The sequence below is a fragment of the Pseudomonas sp. NPDC085632 genome, from assembly GCF_044541255.1.
Taxonomy (GTDB): Bacteria; Pseudomonadota; Gammaproteobacteria; order Pseudomonadales; family Pseudomonadaceae; genus Aquipseudomonas.
Map to the genome: position 1 here is coordinate 317,985 of NZ_JBITSX010000001.1, position 18,755 is coordinate 336,739.

Consider the following 18,755-nt stretch of genomic DNA (forward strand, 5'->3'; position numbering starts at 1 on the left):
TATGAAGGCTGTTTTTCGTTTGGCGGTAGTTGAAGACTTGCCGGCGTTGCTGGCACTGGAAATGCAATGTTTCACCACGGACCGGCTCACCAGTCGCAGCTTTCAATGGATGATCACCCGCGCTCACGGGCAGTTGCTGGTGGCGGAGCGCGATGGTCAATTGTTGGGCTATGCGCTGGTGTTGTTTCATCGCGGCACATCGCTTGCGCGGCTGTATTCCATTGCACTGGCCGTCGAGGCGCGCGGCACGGGCCTGAGCAAACAGCTGCTGCAACGCATTGAAGCGATGGCCCTGGAGCATGACTGTGCGTACCTGCGCCTGGAGGTGCGCCTCGACAACCCTGCGGCGATCGCGTTGTACGAGCGTAATGGCTACCGGCGTTTTGCGCTGATTCATGATTACTACGAAGACCACGCCGACGCGCTACGCCTGGAGAAACGCATTCTCCAGCACCGCGATTCGCGCAGCATCAAAGTGCCCTACTACCGGCAAACCACCGATTTCACCTGTGGGCCCGCGTGTCTGTTGATGGCCATGGGGGCGCTGCAAGCGGAACGCTCATTGGAGCGTCGAGAGGAACTGCAGGTCTGGCGGGAAGCGACCACGGTGTTCATGACCTCCGGCCATGGCGGATGCAGCCCGCAGGGATTGGCATTGGCAGCGTGGCGTCGGGGGTTTCGCGTGCGTATGGCGCTGAGCATGCGTGGGCCGCTGTTCCTCGACGGTGTACGTGACGCGCATAAAAAAGACGTCATGTGCCTGGTACACGAAGAGTTCACGGCGCAATTGCAGAAGACCGATGTCGAGTGTGTGATCGGCTCGTCACTGGATCTGCCGCGACTGCTGGACGCCGGTGGGCAGCCGCTGGTGTTGATCAGCAGCTATCGACTGACGCGCTCCAAATCCCCGCACTGGGTGGTCGTGACCGATTGCGACGAGGATTTTGTTTATCTGCATGACCCGGATGTCGACCACAGCCAGCATCGACAGCCCATGGATTGCCAGCATGTGCCGGTGAGTCACGGGGAGTTCGAGAAAATGTGCCGGTTTGGCCGGGGTAAATTGCGTGCGGCGGTGGTGTTGTATTCCCGCGAAATGTGAGAAGCCATCTGTAGGAGCTGCCGAAGGCTGCGATCTTTTGATTTTGAAAAACAAGATCAAAAGATCGCAGCCTCGTTGCACTCGACAGCTCCTACAGGAGGATCGTCCTTAAAGCGCGGGCTTCAGGCCGATCTTGTACAGCGATCCCTTCTCTTCATCCGTCAGCACATACAAATAACCATCCGGCCCTTGCCGCACATCGCGAATCCGCTGCTTGAGTTCGCCCAGCAAGCGCTCCTCGTGCACCACCTTGTCACCATCGAACTGCAAGCGGATCAGTTCCTGAGTCACCAGCGCGCCGATAAACGCGTTGTGTTGCCACGGTTTAAAACGATCGGCGTCGTAAAACGCCATGCCGGTAACGCCCGGCGATTTCTCCCAGACATGGTGCGGCGCGACAGTGCCTTCGGCCGTTTTGCCCTGGGCTTCCGGAATCGGCTGCATTGAGTAATTGATGCCATGGGTCGCCAGCGGCCAACCGTAGTTCTTGCCGCGCTCGATGATGTTCACCTCATCGCCACCGCGCGGGCCGTGCTCGTTCTCCCACAACGTACCGGTCCATGGGTTGAGCGCCGCACCCTGTGGGTTACGCACGCCGTAAGCCCAGATCTCCGGCCGAACGCCGGACTGACCAACAAAGGGGTTGTCATCCGGCACCTTGCCGTCCGGGTAAATGCGCACGACTTTGCCTTGCAGCTTGTCGAGATCCTGCGCCGTTGGCCGGTCGTTGTTCTCGCCCAAGGTAATGAACAAATAACCGTCGCGATCAAACACCAGCCGTGAGCCGAAGTGATTGCCGACCGAAAGCTTCGGTTCCTGGCGGAAGATCACTTTGAAATCCTTCAGCGTCTTCAAGTCATCCGAGAGCCGTCCACGCCCTACAGCGGTGCCGGCCTTGTCGCCGGCACCGCCACCTTCGGCAAAAGAAAGATAGACCAGGCGATCCTCTTTGAAGTCCGGCGACAGCACAACATCCAGTAACCCGCCCTGCCCTTTGGCCCAGACCTGCGGCACGCCGGAAATCGGCGCCGACAGTTTGCCGTCGGCGCTCACCACGCGCAGATTGCCGGGACGTTCACTGACCAGCATGCCTTGGCGATCCGGCAGAAATGCCAAGGCCCATGGATGCTCAAGGCCTGCGCTGATGGTCGTGACTTCGAGGGTGCCCTGTTCGCTTTGCAGCTCTTTAGGGGCGGCGGCGAATACCGGAGCGCTGATCAGCGCGCCGGCACAGAAAGTGGCTAGAAGGGTTTTACGCAACATGCACGATTCCTTTTGTTCGTTTCAAGGGCCGACAGAACCTCGGTCCTGCCGCTCAACGGTTGCTGCCTCCGCTGCGCGAAGGTGGGTTGGGAATGAACGTGGGTGGCGTGCTCGGCACCGAGCGGATCGGCTGGCCGTTGCCGATGCCACGGTTTTCGACCGTAGGCTGACGCGGCGTCGGTACAGTGTTCGGCCCCCGAACGGGCGGAGCGCTGGGCTGGGTGCCCTGCATGCTGTTGGGATTGGCCCGGCGGATCGGACTGTTGTAGGGGTTATTGCTATTGCCGGTGGGGCTTTGCGCCAACAGGACGTCGGCATGAACCAGACCGCCACTGAGGGTCAGGACGACGATGCCAAGCAGAATTCGGTTCATGACGCTGCCTCTCGATGGGCCGGGGATAGAGCGTTCGAGTCCACGCTACGCCGAGGGTTCGGATTTGTTAACCCACAAGCTTTAAACAACATGTAACACGGCTTGACCGAGTCCCTGGAACCCCGCGCATTCCGGGGAAACTTTCAGCCACGACCGCAGGTCATCCGATCATCACTCGGAGAACTCACCATGGCTCGGGCAATCTGGAAAGGCGCAATCAGTTTCGGACTGGTGCACATCCCTGTCGCACTGGTCTCGGCGACCTCGTCGCAGGGCGTCGATTTCGATTGGCTCGACAGCCGTAGCATGGACCCAGTGGGTTATAAACGGGTCAACAAGGTCACCGGCAAGGAAGTCACCAAAGAGCACATCGTCAAAGGTGTGGCCTATGAAAAGGGCCGTTATGTGGTGCTGAGCGAGGAAGAGATTCGCTCGGCGCATCCCGTATCGACGCAGACCATCGACATCTTTTCTTTCGTCGACGCCGAACAGATTCCCCTGCAGAACATCGACACGCCCTACTACCTGGCGCCCGACAAACGCGGCGGCAAGGTTTACGCATTGTTGCGTGAAACCCTGAGCAAAACCAATAAGGTCGCCCTCGCCCGCGTGGTGCTGCATACGCGCCAGTACCTCGCGGCGTTGATGCCGCTGGAATCAGCACTGGTGCTGGTGAAGTTGCGCTGGCCGCAGGAAGTGCGCAGCCTCGATGATCTCGAACTGGGCAGCGAAGTGACCAAGCCGCAGCTGGCCAAGGGTGAACTGGACATGGCCAAGCGGCTGGTGCAGGACATGAGCGCGGACTGGAAGCCCGAAGACTACAAGGATGAATTTGAAGACAAGATCATGGCCCTGGTGGAGAAAAAGGCCCATGAAGGCAAGATCGAGGATGTTGAGTCGGTGGGTGGTGAGGAAGAGCGCAAGACGGCCGATGTAATCGACCTGACCGAGCTGCTTAAACGCAGTCTGGGTGGCAAAGCAGCCGCCAAGCCGAAGGCGAAAGCCGCCACCAAAGCAGCGCCAGCCAAGAGGACAAAGAAGGCTTCCGGCGAATGACAATCCAGAGATCGTCAGGCAACTGACAGGTTGTATTTGAGAGAGTTATCACTAGCGGCTAGCTCCCACAGGGTTCTGAGTCGAATGCAAAAATTGCTTTCACTCGAGACTAAGGTGGGAGCGAGCCTGCTCGCGAAGGGGCCAGCCAAAGCAATGCAAAAATTCAGATCAGAATGAACACCGCGAGCAAACCACCAAAGATCGCCCACTTTTCCATGTAGTAACGCTTGCGATTGCGCTTTTTCAGCTCTTTGCCACGCAGACGAATCTTGTAGATCCGGGTAAACAACCGGTTGATGCCACCGGTGCGGTCACCGGCATCGTTCGGCGCGCCTGCCGCCGACATCACGGTGCGGCTGAACCACGCATTGAACGCGGCGGCCCAGCGGTACTTCATCGGACGCTCAATATCGCAGAACAGGATGATGCGATTCTTGTCCGTGGTGTTTTCGGCGTAATGAATAAACGTCTCGTCGAACATCACCGCTTCGCCGTCACGCCAGTGGTAGCTCTCACCGTCGACGTTGATATAGCAGCCAGCGTCGTTCGGCGTGTCCAGGCCCAGGTGATAGCGGTAGGAACCTGCATACGGGTCACGGTGACGCACCAGTTTCGAACCCGGTGGCAGCTCGGCAAACATCGCCGCTTTGATCGAACCGATGCTCTGCACCAATTCAGTGGTGCGCGGGCACAGCTTCATCGCCGACGGATGGCTCTCGCCATACCACTTCAGATAGAAACGCTTCCAGCCACTCTTGAAAAAGGAGTTGAAACCAACATCGTCGTACTGGTTAGAGCGCTTGATCTCGCCGGCACGCAGCAAGTTCTGCCCTTCTTCGCGGATTTCTTCCCAGTGCGCCTGCAACGGGCTCAAGTCAGGAAACTCGCTTGGGTCCAGGTACGGCTTGTTCGGCTTCTTCGAAAACAGATAAAGAAAGCAGTTGATCGGCGCAAGAAACGTCGAATGGTCGCTCAGTTGTCGACCGAGTTTGTGTCGCACACGCCCACGCAGATGAACGTATGCAATGGAAATGACATAAATAGCAGCAATGATGAGTTTCACGGAAATCGTCACACGTCAGAAGTGAACAAACTGCGCGCCTGGCGGCCTGAGGCCCAGCGTCTTATGCAGTGGTCTGAATACACATGGCACGTCCTTGGCCCGCGCCGTAACCGGACGCTCGGTGAAAGGTGGCATTTTAGCCACAGTTTGTAACCGATAGTGAATCTTCAACTGTGAAAAACTGTCCCGTGATCATGCCAATCGGCGATTGTGGCGTGATCGCCCTATCGTTTAAAGAGCCAGACCAGTACAATCGCCGCCAAACTTTACGCGCCCCCCTTGGTTGATGACGGGACTTCCCCGCATCAGCGCACTTTGACTCGGGCCACGCGCTGCAGCCGCACCCTCGCTTTTTAAGAATGCTTCGCAGGAAAAACTCTTGATCTCTACAGCTAACATCACGATGCAGTTCGGCGCCAAGCCGCTCTTCGAAAACGTTTCGGTCAAATTCGGTGCGGGCAATCGCTACGGCCTGATCGGCGCCAACGGTTGCGGCAAGTCGACCTTCATGAAAATCCTCGGCGGTGACCTCGACCCGTCCGGCGGTCAGGTCATGCTCGAGCCGAACGTGCGCCTGGGCAAGTTGCGTCAGGATCAGTTCGCCTACGAAGAATTCACCGTGATCGACACCGTGATCATGGGTCACGAAGAGCTGTGGAAGGTCAAGGCCGAGCGCGACCGTATCTACTCGCTGCCGGAAATGAGCGAAGAAGACGGCATGGCCGTGGCTGAACTGGAAACCGAATTCGCCGAAATGGACGGCTACACCGCCGAGTCCCGTGCCGGTGAACTGTTGCTGGGCCTGGGTATCGGCATCGAGCAGCACTTCGGCCCGATGAGCGAAGTCTCGCCAGGCTGGAAACTGCGCGTATTGCTGGCGCAGGCACTGTTCTCCGATCCGGAAGTGCTGTTGCTCGACGAACCGACCAACCACCTGGACATCAACACCATTCGCTGGCTGGAAAACGTGCTGACCCAGCGCAACAGCCTGATGATCATCATCTCTCACGACCGTCACTTCCTGAACAGTGTGTGCACGCACATGGCTGACCTGGATTACGGCGAGCTGCGCCTGTTCCCGGGCAACTACGACGAGTACATGACCGTGGCGACCCAGTCCCGCGAGCAACTGCTGTCGGACAACGCCAAGAAGAAAGCGCAGATTTCCGAACTGCAATCGTTCGTCAGCCGCTTCTCGGCCAACGCCTCGAAAGCCAAGCAGGCCACTTCGCGTGCCAAGGCGATCGACAAGATCCAGCTGGCCGAGGTCAAGCCATCGAGCCGCGTGAGCCCGTTCATCCGCTTCGATCAGAACAAGAAGCTGCACCGCCAGGCGGTCATCGTCGAAAAAATGGCCAAAGGCTTCGACGGCAAGCCATTGTTCAAAGACTTCAGCTTCCAGGTTGAAGCCGGCGAGCGCGTGGCGATCATCGGCCCGAACGGTATCGGCAAAACCACCCTGCTGCGCACCATGGTCAACGAACTGACCCCGGACGCCGGCAGCATCAAGTGGACCGACGCCGCCGAACTGGGCTACTACGCCCAGGACCACGCGCACGACTTCGAAGACGACGTCACCCTGTTCGACTGGATGGGTCAGTGGACTCAAGGCGAGCAGATGATTCGCGGTACTCTGGGCCGCATGCTGTTCTCCAACGACGAGATCCTCAAGTCGGTCAAAGTGATTTCCGGTGGTGAGCAAGGTCGCATGCTGTTCGGCAAGCTGATCCTGCAAAAGCCGAACGTGCTGATCATGGACGAACCAACCAACCACTTGGACATGGAATCGATCGAGGCGCTGAACCTGGCGCTGGAAAACTACCCGGGCACGCTGATCTTCGTCAGCCACGACCGTGAGTTCGTATCGTCCCTGGCCACGCGCATTATCGAGCTGAGCCCGGATGGCGTGACTGACTTCAGCGGCACCTACGATGACTACCTGCGTAGTCAGGGTGTGGTGTTCTAAACAGCAGCTTCAAGTTTCGAGCCGCTAGCTGCAAGTTGAAAGCCCTGTCCATGTGACAGGGCTTTTTGCATTTCAGGGCGCTGATCGCTCCCGCGCTCTGCGTGGGAACGATCGGCGAGGTGAAAAATAGTTAGCCTGCTTTCTTTTATATGACGCTCAAGCCATGATGCGAACTCTCCCACCGCCGCCCGCGAACGAGTCCTCATGTCTGCGCAGCAACAGCCACCGCAAAGCTCCATGGCGATCACCCTGCAGATCGTCTCCATCGTGTTCTATACCTTTATTGCCTTCCTCTGCATCGGTCTGCCGATCGCGGTGTTGCCCGGTTACGTGCACGAGCAGTTGGGTTTCAGCGCAGTCATTGCCGGGCTGGTGATTGGCTCGCAGTATCTGGCCACCCTGCTCAGCCGGCCGATGGCCGGGCGCATGTCCGATACGGTCGGGACCAAGCGGGCGATCATTTATGGCTTGTGGGGAATTGTCCTCAGCGGCTTGCTGACGTTGCTCTCCACACTGCTGCAAGACTTCCCGCTCACCAGTCTGATCATTTTGATCATCGGCCGTTTGCTGCTCGGTATCGCGCAGGGCTTGATCGGTGTCGGCACGATCAGTTGGTGCATGGGCCAGGTGGGTGTCGAACACACCGCGAAATCCATTGGCTGGAACGGCATTGCCTCCTATGGCGCGATTGCGATTGGTGCGCCGTTGGGTGTGGTGATGGTCGCCGATTACGGCTTTACCAGCCTCGGCATCGCGCTGGCGGTACTGGCGGCAGGCGCGCTGCTGCTGATCCGCAACAAACCCTCGGTGCCGGTGATACGCGGCGAACGGCTGCCGTTCTGGGCGGTATTCGGGCGGATCGCCCCGTATGGCGCCAGCCTGACTCTGGCCTCGATCGGCTACGGCACGCTGACCACGTTCATCACCTTGTATTACCTGAACCGTGGCTGGACCGGCGCAGCGTACTGTCTGACGGTGTTTGGTGTGTGCTTCATCCTGTCGCGCCTGATGTTTATCTCGGCGATCAGTCGCTTCGGCGGCTTCACTTCGGCCATCGCCTGCATGACCATCGAAACCGTGGGCCTGGTGATGTTGTGGCTGGCGCCCTCCACCGCGTTCGCCTTGATCGGCGCAGGGCTGGCGGGATTTGGCCTGTCGCTGGTGTATCCGGCGCTGGGCGTCGAAGCGATCAAACAGGTGCCCAGTTCCAGCCGGGGATCAGGGCTGGGCGCTTATGCGGTGTTCTTCGATCTGGCGCTGGCGATTGCCGGACCGCTGATGGGTGCCGTGGCGTTGAACCTGGGGTATTCGTGGATTTTCTTCAGTGCGGCGCTGTTGTCGGTGATCGGGCTGGGGCTGACGTTGCTGCTCAAGCGCCGCGCAACAAGCTGAAAAACAAAGTCAAAAGATCGCAGCCTTCGGCAGCTCCTACAGGTTGTACGGTATTCCCGTGCAGGAGCTGCCGAAGGCTGCGATCTTTTGATCTATTGATCTGCGGTTTGCATGCCCGCCCGCGTCGGTCTGCCCAACGCATGGGAGAAGAATCGCCCGGCCTCGGATATGAGGTTGCGATGGATATCCTCGCGATCCACACCATCAGCATCGGTGCATAACGCCGGCATCGCGCGAATCTGTTCTTCATTGCACGGCGCCATGAACACGAAGTGCCCTGCCCCGGCCAGTAATTTGAAATCCGGCGCCGTCGGCAGTTTGCGCGCCAGCGCCGCCGCGTTCTTGTCGAAGGCCACCAGTTTGTCGCCATCGCCACTGTAAAGCAGCACCGGTACATGCACGTCGGCCAGAGTGTGACGACCGAACTTCAAGCTCAGCGGCGCCATCAACAGCAACGCGTGAACACGCGGATCGGCCACCGGTTGCAGGTCATCGCGATCGACGATCAGCTCACCCTGCGTATTGCAGGCGTCACGATCGTCCGGGCGTTCCTGGCAATACCGGCGCAGGCGATCCAGATCCGGTTGCGCGCCGGAGAGGATCAAAGCGGTCTCACCGCCCGCCGAATAACCGATCACCCCGACCTGATCGGCGTTAACGTACGGCGCAAGCATGCGGTCGCCGAGGGTTGCGGTAATGGCTTCGGAAATCTGGATCGGTCGCCCGTAGAGATTGCTCAGGGTGCCCAATCGGCTGTGGTCTTTGGAGTTGTCGCCGGGGTGAATCACCGCCACCACGACAAAGCCTTTGCGCGCCAGTGAGGTCGCGAGGTCATGCAGCGCCAGCGGCGTGCCGGTGTTGCCATGGGAGAGCATCAGCATCGGAAAGCGGCCGATGGCGACTTTGGTGTCTTCGCCGGCCTCGACCGAGTAGCCCTCGAGCAGGCTCATGTGTTCACGGTCGCTGGAAGGATAGAAGGCGATGGCGCGCATCGGTTGCAGGTCCAGCGGATCGAGAAACGTCATCTCGTGGTAGCCGACGCTCCACACCGGGTGTCGCCCAGGCGCGGCATGCACTGTGTTAAGGCTGCCGAGCAGGCAAATCAGTAACGCTGCACAAAGACGCATCATGGGATGCCCCACCCTGTTGTTACTCAATCGAAAGTTCCGTTGCGTTGCGGGCCTGAAACCCCGGGGATTCGGTGCTCCGGTACGACAATGCACTCAGACGCTGATTGTGTGACTGCATAACCCGGGCCAGATTATGTAACAGTCAGAAACAAAAAACTCCGTAACTGGCCCTTGCAGAACCAGAATACAGAGTTTTTTGAGCGTTACCTGAACATCAGCTGTTCTTTACGCAAGCCTTACGCGGCGGCGAACAGTTGCTCGCTGATCTTCGCCTGGGCAGCGGTCATCGCGTTGTTGCGCACTTCTTCGCCATACGCCAGGCCTTCGGCACGAACGATTTCGATGTCGGTGATGCCGAGGAAGCCCAGTACCAGCTTCAGGTATTCTTCGTGAGCGATGCCGCTGGCCTGACCGGCATGGATGCCGCCGGATGTGGAGACGATCACCACTTTCTTGCCACCGCACAGACCTTCAGGGCCGGCTTCGGTGTAACGGAAGGTCTGACCGGCGACTGCTACGCGATCGATCCACGCCTTGAGTTGGGTCGGTACGGTGAAGTTGTACATCGGTGCAGCGATGACGACGGCGTCGGCAGCGATGAACTCGGCCAGGGTCGATGCGCTCAGCTCGGCTTCGTGCTGTTGTGCGGCGTTACGCAGCTCAGCGGTGGTGCCGGCAGCGACCAGGGTGGTCGACGAGAAGTGGCTGATGGCATCGGCTGCCAGGTCGCGGTAGGTCACCACGGCGCTTGGCTCGGCGGCCTGCCAGGCTTTGACGACTTCGCTGCTCAACTGACGGGAAGCCGAGTTGTCGCCCAGAATGCTCGAATCGATATGCAGCAGTTTCATGTGGAATCTCCTGGAAGGAATCGCCGGTGGCGACGGAATGGAGACAATCCTACGCAAGAAACCAATGGATGATTAGCCGCCTGAAATGCGATAGTTTGTCCCACTGATAGAACAGTTGGAATTAAACGATGCAGGACCTCAACGATCTCTATTATTTCGCCAAAGTGGTCGAGGCCGGCGGTTTCGCGGCGGCCGGGCGTTTGCTGGGCATTCCCAAGTCACGCTTGTCACGGCGCATTGCCGAACTGGAAGAACGTCTTGGTGCACGTTTACTGCAACGCACCACTCGACAACTCAACCTCACAGCGGTGGGCGAGCGTTATTTGCGTCACTGTCAGGCGATGTTGCTTGAGGCGGAGATGGCCGATGAAGCGGTGGCGAGCATGTCCAGTGAGCCGCGTGGACGCTTGCGGGTGTCATGCCCGACCGGTTTGGCACATGAGATGCTGCCGTGGGTGATCAGCGAATTTCTCGGTAAATTCCCGCAGGTGCAACTTGAAGTCGTTCTGCTCAATCGCCGCGTCGATCTGGTCGGCGAAGGCTTTGATGTGGCGTTGCGCGTGCGTGAACATGGAGATGAGGACCCGTTGCTGGTCACCCGGCGTCTGCGCCAGGCGCAAATGGTCGTGGTGGCCAGCCCTGCGTTTATCCAGGGTCAAACGATTCACCATCCACAAGACTTGAAAACGCTGCCGGTGCTCGGCGCGCTGGAGGCGGATCGTCTGGTGCATGTGCGCTTGTTTGATCAACAGGGTGAAAGCTTTGAGTTGAACATGGAGGCACGCCTGGGCATCGACGACTTTATTGTGCGCAAAGCCTGCGTGCTGGCCGGTCAGGGTTTTACCTTGCTGCCGATGATGTACTGCGAAGAAGAACTGAGAAACGGCACCCTGGTGCAATTGCTGCCAGAGTGGTCGCTGCCTGGCGGCTGGCTGCAAGCGGTGTATCCGCATCGACGCGGGGTGATGCCGGCGGTGCGTGCCTGGATCGATCATCTGGTCGAGTCGTTCAATGCCTGTGGGGAGCGGTTGTTATGAGCAAGGGAAAGATGAACGAAGCCGACGTAGCGGCGTTCTGCCTGGCATTGCCGGGCGCTCGGGAAGATTACAAATGGGGCGGCGTGCGGGTGTTTTCGATTGCCGGCAACAAGATGTTTGCCTTGCAGGGACTGCGTGGCGACTCACTGGCATTCAAGGTCGACAAGGATCTGTTTCTCGGCCATTGCGACCGCCCGGGCATTCACCCGGCGCCTTATCTGGCGCGGGCGCAGTGGATCATCATGCACCCGCCCTACCCGTTGGGTGCTGAGGAATTGCGCGGGTTGTTGCAGCGCTCGCATCAATTGGTGGTGAGCAAGTTGCCGAAAAAGACCCAAATCGGATTATTGCTCTAACCCCGATCCCCCTGTGTAGGAGCTGCCGAAGGCTGCGATCTTTTGACTTTGATCTTTTAAAAAGCAAGATCAAGAGATCGCAGCCTTCGGCAGCGCCTACAAGGGTTTTGTGTAAGCTGTCAGAACAGGGTCAACAGGTTCGAACCGAGAAACAGCTGATCGATCCAGAACACCTGATGCAGCAGCACAATCACCCAGAACAGAATCTGAAACGACACCTTGCGTGTCTTGTGCCGGAACACTTGTTGAGCGATCAACGCGCCCGGCCAGCCGCCGGCCAGTTCCACAGCATGCAGGATGTTCTCTGGCGTGCGCCAGGCATCAGCGCGGGCCTTGCGCTTGTCAGCCCAGTACATGAAGAACGCCAGCACGCTGATGATCCCGTAAGCCGCCAACGGCACCCACGATATCCCGCGCAGCCACATCGACACTGAGCCGAACAACGGCAGCGCACAGACGACCAACAGAACCAGCAGTTTCAGCTTCAGATGCTGGAGGTTGTTGCCACCTGAAGGTCGCCCTTCAGGGCGGCGTGCGCGGGAATCACTCATGGCTTGGCCGCCGCCCAATCGATCCAGCCAAACTGCCACGTCGCCAGAATGACCAGACCAAACACGATCCGATACCAGGCGAACGCCGCATAGCTGTGGCTGGCGATGAACTTGAGCAAGCCGCGCACGGCGATCATGGCGAAGATGAACGCCGTGACAAAACCGATGGCGAACACCGGGAAGTCCGCCGGCACAAACAGGTGACGGTACTTGTAGCCCGAGTAGACCGCCGCACCGACCATGGTCGGCATCGCGAGGAAGAACGAGAACTCGGTGGCGGTCTTGCGCGACAGGCCGAACAGCAAACCGCCAATGATCGTCGAGCCGGAACGCGAGGTGCCGGGAATCATCGCCAGACATTGCGCAAAGCCAACCTTAAGGGCGTCTCTCCAGGTGATCTCATCGACCGTTTCCGCATGCACTTCATGCTGACGCTTTTCTGCCCACAACATGATGATGCCGCCCACGACCAGCGCGGTCGCGACGGTAATCGGGTTAAACAGGTACTGGTGAATCAGGTCGGCAAAAATCACCCCCAACACCACCGCCGGCAAAAAAGCGATCAGCAGGTTGGCGGTAAAACGCCGGGCGCTCGGCTGGGTCGGCAAACCGATGACCACGTCGAGAATCTTGCGCCGAAACTCCCAGACCACCGCGAGGATCGCGCCGAGCTGGATGATGATATTGAACGCCATGGCCCGTTCGCCGCCGAAATTCAGCAAGTCGGCAACAATGATCTGGTGTCCGGTACTGGAAATGGGCAAAAACTCCGTCAGCCCTTCTACAACTCCTAGTATCAGTGCCTGCAAGGCCGTCCAAAGATCCATCAATCCCCCAAAGAGCGATGCGCGCCGGCATGCCCCGATAGTATTTTTCTAGCGTTCACTGCGATCAGCGTAGCTGTTTATGGCTGTACCGATTCCGCACGCACAGGATCCACACGAAACGGTCAAAATTCCGTGAAATATCAATTTGGATTCAGGTTTTCACGCGCGGGGCCGAAATCCTAACAGACAAGCCTTAATAGCGCTGCCGCGTTATACGACTTGGGTCGCGTATGCCCGCTCACAAAATCGTGGTTGGATGCTGGCGGTCGTTTATTACAAGAAAAAGAATCCGGAGTGACAGCGTTATGAACAGCTTGCGCAGTGTGTCGATCAGCCGACGCTTGTGGCTCATCTTGATTGTGGCGGTGGTCATGTTGCTGACCTTGGGCATGTTGATGCTCAAGCAGATCCACGACGATCTCTATCACGCCAAAGCCCAGAAAACCCAGCACGTGGTACAGACAGCCAGCGGCTTGCTGACCTATTACCACGACCTCGAAACCGCCGGCACCCTGAGCAAGGACGCCGCGCAGAAACAGGCGTTGACGGCGATTCGCGGCTTGCGTTACGACCAGAGCGATTACTTCTGGATCAACGACCTCACCCCCGTGATGGTCATGCACCCGACCAACCCGAAACTCGAAGGCCAGAACCTCTCGGCGATCCGCGATCCGGACGGTTTTGCGGTGTTCAACGAAATGGTCGCCATCGCCAAGGCCAAAGGTGCCGGCATGGTCGACTACCGGTGGCCGAAACCGGGCGCCAGCGAGCCGGTGGCCAAGACCTCCTACGTCAAACTGTTCGAACCGTGGGGCTGGGTGCTCGGCTCCGGGGTTTACGTCGACGATGTGCAGGCGGAATTCCAGGGCCAAGTGATCAAGGCTACGGTCATCGGTCTGGCGATTGCCGTGATCATGGCGCTGCTGGTGATCCTGATCGCGCGCAGCATCGTCCGTCCATTGCAGGAAACCGTGAACGCGATGGCCAACATCGCCAGCGGTGAAAGCGACCTGACCCGCAGCCTCGATACCCACGGCAAAGATGAAGTGACTGAACTGGCGCATCACTTCAATGCCTTTACCGCCAAGCTGCGTCGGGTGATCGGTGACCTCCAGGTATCGGCGAGCGCCTTGGGCCAGTCGTCCAGCGAACTGGGTAACGACGCTTCGCAGGCCCAGCAGCGCAGCCAGCAGCAGTCGCAGCAGATGGAACTGGTGGCCACGGCGATCAACGAAGTGACTTACGGCGTGCAGGATGTGGCGAAGAACGCGGAGCACGCCGCCGCCGAAATGCGCGATGCCGAAGCGCAGGCGCAACAGGGCCAGATCAACATTGACGGCAGCCTGCAGCAGATCGACAAGCTGTCCGGCACCATCGATCAAGCGGTTGAAGTGATTCGCACGCTCGCCGCCGAAAGCACACAGATCGGCAGTGTGCTGGAGGTGATTCGCTCGATTGCCGAGCAAACCAACCTGCTCGCGCTCAACGCCGCGATCGAAGCGGCGCGGGCCGGTGAGCAAGGTCGCGGGTTTGCCGTGGTGGCGGATGAAGTACGCCTGCTGGCGCAGCGCACGCAGAAGTCGACGGCGGAAATCCAGTCGATGATCGAACGCCTGCAGAACCATTCCGAAGCCGCCGTGAAGGTGATCGGCGACAGCAGCAAGGCATCGCAACTGACCATCGAGCAAGCCGGGCTGGCCGGTGCCAGCCTGAACGCCATCGGCCAGGCGCTGCGCAATCTCAATGGTCTCAACGCGTCGATTGCCAGCGCCACGCTGCAACAGGCGCATGTCGTCGAAGACATCAATCAGAACGTCACCCAGGCGGCGGGGCTCTCGCACAGCACGGCGATCGCGGCCGAGCAATCCAGCGCAGCCAGCGTACGGCTCGGCCAATTGAGCGAACAACTCAACAGCCTCCTGCGCCAGTTCCGCGTCTGACCATGTAACTCTGGTGAGCCCACCCCTCACCCCAGCCCTCTCCCGGAGGGAGAGGGGGCCGACCGAGGTGTCTCAAGCTATACGTCGACCTGAAAAATCGAGTCGATTATGGATTCAAGCTCCAAAGCATCCCCCAATCAGTCCCCTCTCCCTCTGGGAGAGGGTTAGGGTGAGGGGCTTTTGATCTACAGCGGTCATCAGTACCTAGCCCAATGCAGTACAATCCGCCCCCTCCTCAATTTCCCCCAAGGAATCTACATGTCCGGGCTTGAACTGTTTGCCGCCGCCCTCGGTGTGATCGCCGTCTGGCTGACGGTCAAACAGAATCCGTGGTGCTGGCCGATCGGGCTGGTCATGGTGTTGCTGTACAGCTGGATCTTCTTTGAAGTGAAGCTGTACTCGGACATGTTGCTGCAAGTGATCTACGCCGCGCTGCAAATCTATGGCTGGTGGCAATGGACCCGTGCCGGGACGATGCATGATGGCCGCGAGGTCACCCGCCTCGATCAACGCTCGATCCTGATCGGCCTGGGCATCGGCGCTATCGGCAGCTTGCTGCTCGGTGCAGCCATGGCCCACTGGACCGACGCCGCGCAACCGTGGCTGGATGCCGCGCTGACCGGTTTCAGTCTGGTCGCGCAACTGTGGATGGCGCAGAAACGCCTGCAATGCTGGGCGCTGTGGTTCGTGCTCGACGTGATCTTTGTCGGCTTGTTCATCTATAAGGGGTTGTACCTCACCGCTGCGCTGTACGGTCTGTTCACCTTGCTGGCGATTCAAGGCTTTCGCGAGTGGCGCGCTGACCCGGCGTTGCGCACATGAAGGTCGTGGTGCTGACCGGGCCCGAATCCACCGGCAAGAGCTGGCTGGCGGCGGGACTGCAACAACGCTTTGGCGGCTTGCGCGTGGATGAGTACGTGCGCCGGTTTATCGAGCTCAACCCCCGGGATACCTGTCTGGCTGACATCCCTGAAATCGCTCGCGGCCAACTGCATCGGGAAGACCTGGCTCGGGCACAACAGCCGTCGCTGCTGATTCTCGACACCCATTTGTTGAGCAATATGTTGTGGAGCCAGACGCTGTTCGGCGAATGTCCGGAATGGCTTGAATCGGAGTTGTTGGGGCGGCATTACGACCTGCATCTTTTACTCTCGCCTGAGCAGATCGACTGGACCGATGACGGTCAGCGCTGCCAACCGGATCTGCACGAGCGAATGGCGTTTTACCAGTCCACGCGAAACTGGCTGGAAAACCATCACCAGCGTTTTCAGATCATTCAGGGCAATTGGGGCGAACGCCAGACTCAGGCATTTGCCGCCGTCGACCAATTGCTGGCGCAATAACCCGGTCAGCGGGTCATCTTCCCCGCCGCGCCCCCTGTTTTGGGGGCAAAGTGTCCATTCCTGAAACACTCCGTGCGTTGCAAAGTGCCCGTTTCAGCACTGTTCACTGCTTTGTCATACGAGTTGTTACGCGGCTGATACACACCGCTGCAAACCCTTGTTCCAGAGCTTTGTTCAGCCAATGGACAGGTCGGCGCGCCGGTGCGTGTATCAAGCCTGAAACAGGTTGTGTATCAGACATGCGCATTTATTTCCCAACTCTTTGTAATTAAAGCACTTTTAAAAAGCGGCACAGCTTTCGCTCTCTCCTTCACAACGCTGACTCGGGCCAGCCCACTGAAGAAGGAATTGCAGCCGTGGGGAATATCCAAAAAGGTTTGACCTGCCTTCTGCTGATCGGATCAGCAGCCAGTACGTTGATCAGCTTCAACGTGCAGGCAGAAGGTAACGGCGTGATTGTCCTCAATCGCGATGTTCAGCCGATTCCTATCGGTCGCAGCGCACCCGGCAAAGACCCCTATCCCACCACTGTCAACGCCAACCCTTCGGGTCGCATCAATCAGGCGATGAACAGCACCGAACTCAATGACGGTGACTTCGCCAGTGTAGCCAGCGGCGCGACCATCAGAGGCAACATCGCGACGCCCGGTTCCAGCCTGCCCGGCATGAACGTTCTGACCAACCCCAATGGCCTGCCTGGCATGAGTGCCGGCCACGGCGGCGGTGGCGGCGGTACGATCTCCAACACCATCAATCGTTCGCTGAGCACCGGTCTGGCGCCGCTGACCCGCATGGCTGGAGGCCAATAAGATGAATCGCACCCTGCTCCTGCTTGCCCTCTTCGGCTGCGCCAGTGCCATGGCCGCCGACCCCAGCTCAGTGAACAACGCGAACATTCAGGACACTGGTGCCCAGTACCGCGGCAACTACAACGTCAACCAGGCCGCTGGCGACCAGATGCAACAGACCAACACCAAGGCGATCGCCATCGGTACCTCGGCCAGCGCCACCACGATTGTCCGCCAACACATCGACACCCCGGGCAATCCGTCAACGAACGCCAGCGCCACCATCGGCGGCAACTCTTTCAGCAATGGCAACGGGATTCTGGGCGTGAACCAGGGTGCCGGCGCCAACAACCAGATGGCCAACGTGACGCGCGTCAGCATCAGTGCTGCCCCGCTGAGCGTTGACGACAGTGCCCTTTCGCAACAGAACGTGGCGCTTTTACCGAGCTCAGGAGCAACTGGTACCTCACCCGGCAGTCGCCAGGTCACGACAAGTGATCAGGCCTTCACCGGCAGCCGCGGGGTAATCCAGGTGAACCAGAGTGCCGGGGTGGGGAACCGAATGGCTAACACCCTGAGCATCCGGGTCGCTGACTGACCCAAACAACAAAAGCAGTGCAATTAGAAAGTACCAACACTTAACCAACTAATAAGCACGATGGAGAAACACCATGAAACCTACAATGGCTCTCAAACCACTGGTTTTCGCACTTGCAGCAGTGATGGCAATCGCAGCACAGGCAGGCGGTCGTGATGACAATGATCACGGTCATGGTAACGGGCACGGCAACGGTCATGGCAATGGCCATGATCCAAAAGGCCCTACCCTCGAAGAACTGCTGCAAATCGGCGCTGGCGCCGGTGCCGCAGTGCTCGATACGCAAAGCAGCGGCGGCAACGCAGTGCTTAACCAAGGCACCCAAAACAACGCCAACGTCAGTGGCTCGCTCAACGGCGCCAACGGCAACATTGGTGCGAACAACACCGCAGGCGACGGCAACCAACAAGACAACGCCGCGGCTCTGGCGACTGCTGACGAAAGCTTCATCTTCGGCACCGCAGTGGCTGCTTCCAGCGCCACTCAAGTCAACGCCAACAACGGGGTAGCCAACTATTCCAGCACCGCCAACGCCAGCCTCAACAACGTCGGCAACAGCGGCTCGGGTAACATCGGCGTGAACAACAGTGCCGGCAACTTCAACCAACAGAAAAACAATCTGGCAATCGCTGTGTCCGGTGGTCGTGTAGCGCAGGCTGCTGCCGCCGCCAACCAAAGCTCCAGCGGTTTGACCGTCGCCAACAACGGCACTCAAACCTACAAAAAGGATACCGTCACTGGCACTGTTGCCGCCGTCGGCGCGTTCGTCGCCGCTGGTACTGCAACCACCAAAGATGACGATCATGGTCACGGCGGTGGCGGCTATGGCAACAACGACAAAGGGCACGGCGGCAATGGTGGCAACAAACCATCCAGCTCTGACTTCGTCGCTGTGGGTGTCTTCGGTCTGGCTGGCGTGACCACTCAACAAGTGATGACTCCAGACGGCTGGAAAAACCCTGTCACCAACAACGCCAACATGACCAACGTAGGCAACAACTGGTCTGGCAACGGTGGCTTCAACAACGCCGCAGGTGTTGGCAACCAACAAAGCAACTCGCTGTCCATCGCTGCAGGTTGCAAAGCCTGCATGTAATCGCGATCGAAACGAAAGCCCCGGAA

The 18,755-nt window shown here is 58.9% G+C and carries 19 protein-coding genes; 12 read left to right on the forward strand and 7 right to left on the reverse strand.

Annotated elements, in window-relative coordinates:
* Position 1: 1 nt before the first annotated feature.
* Positions 2–1,102: a peptidase C39 family protein gene (locus ACIF4X_RS01350; protein WP_397480617.1), complete on the forward strand. Its 1,101-nt coding sequence runs from the start codon at positions 2–4 to the stop codon at positions 1,100–1,102.
* A gap of 108 nt (positions 1,103–1,210) precedes the next feature.
* On the opposite strand, the gene ACIF4X_RS01355 is transcribed toward ACIF4X_RS01350, so the two are convergent.
* Positions 1,211–2,365 (reverse strand): PQQ-dependent sugar dehydrogenase, encoded by a 1,155-nt coding sequence (locus tag ACIF4X_RS01355; protein WP_397480618.1) that lies wholly within the window; start codon positions 2,363–2,365, stop codon positions 1,211–1,213.
* 52 nt (positions 2,366–2,417) lie between these two features.
* Complete coding sequence (locus ACIF4X_RS01360) at positions 2,418–2,738, reverse strand: hypothetical protein (RefSeq protein ID WP_397480619.1); 321 nt, start codon at positions 2,736–2,738, stop codon at positions 2,418–2,420.
* A 189-nt stretch (positions 2,739–2,927) separates the two neighbouring features.
* On the opposite strand from ACIF4X_RS01360, the gene ACIF4X_RS01365 reads away from it, so the two are divergent.
* Positions 2,928–3,794: a Ku protein gene (locus ACIF4X_RS01365; RefSeq protein WP_397480620.1), complete on the forward strand. Its 867-nt coding sequence runs from the start codon at positions 2,928–2,930 to the stop codon at positions 3,792–3,794.
* A gap of 163 nt (positions 3,795–3,957) precedes the next feature.
* Here the strand turns inward: ACIF4X_RS01365 and lpxO are convergent, their stop codons facing one another.
* Positions 3,958–4,857: a lipid A hydroxylase LpxO gene (gene lpxO / locus ACIF4X_RS01370; protein WP_397480621.1), complete on the reverse strand. Its 900-nt coding sequence runs from the start codon at positions 4,855–4,857 to the stop codon at positions 3,958–3,960.
* Positions 4,858–5,236: 379 nt separating this feature from the next.
* Between lpxO and ACIF4X_RS01375 the strand changes: the two genes are divergently transcribed.
* Both ACIF4X_RS01375 and ACIF4X_RS01380 read left to right on the forward strand, forming a co-directional pair.
* A complete protein-coding gene (locus tag ACIF4X_RS01375; RefSeq protein WP_397480622.1) occupies positions 5,237–6,823 on the forward strand; it encodes an ABC-F family ATPase in 1,587 nt (528 codons plus the stop codon).
* A gap of 204 nt (positions 6,824–7,027) precedes the next feature.
* Positions 7,028–8,215 (forward strand): MFS transporter, encoded by a 1,188-nt coding sequence (locus tag ACIF4X_RS01380; protein WP_397480623.1) that lies wholly within the window; start codon positions 7,028–7,030, stop codon positions 8,213–8,215.
* Between the two features lie 92 nt (positions 8,216–8,307).
* Here the strand turns inward: ACIF4X_RS01380 and ACIF4X_RS01385 are convergent, their stop codons facing one another.
* Together ACIF4X_RS01385 and ACIF4X_RS01390 are read right to left on the reverse strand one after the other, a co-directional pair.
* Positions 8,308–9,345 carry an alpha/beta hydrolase family protein gene (locus ACIF4X_RS01385; RefSeq protein WP_397480624.1) on the reverse strand — a complete coding sequence of 346 codons (1,038 nt, stop codon included), beginning with the start codon at positions 9,343–9,345 and terminating at the stop codon, positions 8,308–8,310.
* A gap of 236 nt (positions 9,346–9,581) precedes the next feature.
* A complete protein-coding gene (locus ACIF4X_RS01390) occupies positions 9,582–10,193 on the reverse strand; it encodes an FMN-dependent NADH-azoreductase (RefSeq protein WP_038361205.1) in 612 nt (203 codons plus the stop codon).
* A gap of 128 nt (positions 10,194–10,321) precedes the next feature.
* Here ACIF4X_RS01390 and ACIF4X_RS01395 point away from each other — a divergent pair, with 128 nt between their 5' ends.
* Positions 10,322–11,230, forward strand: a complete 909-nt coding sequence (locus ACIF4X_RS01395; RefSeq protein ID WP_397480625.1) for a LysR substrate-binding domain-containing protein — start codon at positions 10,322–10,324, stop codon at positions 11,228–11,230.
* The gene (locus ACIF4X_RS01400; RefSeq protein WP_093432792.1) at positions 11,227–11,586 is read left to right on the forward strand and encodes an MmcQ/YjbR family DNA-binding protein; all 360 of its coding nucleotides are present in this window, start codon (positions 11,227–11,229) and stop codon (positions 11,584–11,586) included. The genes ACIF4X_RS01395 and ACIF4X_RS01400 overlap by 4 nt, the downstream gene beginning before the upstream one ends.
* A gap of 119 nt (positions 11,587–11,705) precedes the next feature.
* Here ACIF4X_RS01400 and ACIF4X_RS01405 read toward each other — a convergent pair whose 3' ends face one another.
* Both ACIF4X_RS01405 and ACIF4X_RS01410 read right to left on the reverse strand, forming a co-directional pair.
* Complete coding sequence (locus ACIF4X_RS01405) at positions 11,706–12,137, reverse strand: DUF1294 domain-containing protein (RefSeq protein WP_397480626.1); 432 nt, start codon at positions 12,135–12,137, stop codon at positions 11,706–11,708.
* Positions 12,134–12,964 carry an undecaprenyl-diphosphate phosphatase gene (locus tag ACIF4X_RS01410; RefSeq protein WP_397480627.1) on the reverse strand — a complete coding sequence of 277 codons (831 nt, stop codon included), beginning with the start codon at positions 12,962–12,964 and terminating at the stop codon, positions 12,134–12,136. The genes ACIF4X_RS01405 and ACIF4X_RS01410 overlap by 4 nt, the downstream gene beginning before the upstream one ends.
* A 305-nt stretch (positions 12,965–13,269) precedes the next feature.
* Between ACIF4X_RS01410 and ACIF4X_RS01415 the strand changes: the two genes are divergently transcribed.
* The 6 genes from ACIF4X_RS01415 to ACIF4X_RS01440 all read left to right on the forward strand — a co-directional run bounded on the left by ACIF4X_RS01415 (position 13,270) and on the right by ACIF4X_RS01440 (position 18,729).
* On the forward strand, positions 13,270–14,904 hold the full coding sequence (locus ACIF4X_RS01415; protein WP_397480628.1) for a methyl-accepting chemotaxis protein: 1,635 nt from the start codon (positions 13,270–13,272) through the stop codon (positions 14,902–14,904).
* 258 nt (positions 14,905–15,162) lie between these two features.
* Positions 15,163–15,726, forward strand: coding sequence for a nicotinamide riboside transporter PnuC (gene pnuC, locus ACIF4X_RS01420; RefSeq protein WP_397480629.1), 564 nt, complete (start codon positions 15,163–15,165; stop codon positions 15,724–15,726).
* Complete coding sequence (locus ACIF4X_RS01425) at positions 15,723–16,247, forward strand: AAA family ATPase (protein ID WP_397480630.1); 525 nt, start codon at positions 15,723–15,725, stop codon at positions 16,245–16,247. Before pnuC ends, ACIF4X_RS01425 begins: the two co-directional genes overlap by 4 nt.
* 356 nt (positions 16,248–16,603) lie before the next feature.
* Positions 16,604–17,056, forward strand: a complete 453-nt coding sequence (locus ACIF4X_RS01430) for a hypothetical protein (RefSeq protein WP_277762094.1) — start codon at positions 16,604–16,606, stop codon at positions 17,054–17,056.
* A gap of 1 nt (position 17,057) precedes the next feature.
* Positions 17,058–17,633 carry an adhesin gene (locus ACIF4X_RS01435; protein WP_397480631.1) on the forward strand — a complete coding sequence of 192 codons (576 nt, stop codon included), beginning with the start codon at positions 17,058–17,060 and terminating at the stop codon, positions 17,631–17,633.
* Between the two features lie 73 nt (positions 17,634–17,706).
* The gene (locus ACIF4X_RS01440; protein ID WP_397480632.1) at positions 17,707–18,729 is read left to right on the forward strand and encodes a heme utilization protein; all 1,023 of its coding nucleotides are present in this window, start codon (positions 17,707–17,709) and stop codon (positions 18,727–18,729) included.
* The last annotated feature ends 26 nt before the right edge of the window (positions 18,730–18,755 follow it).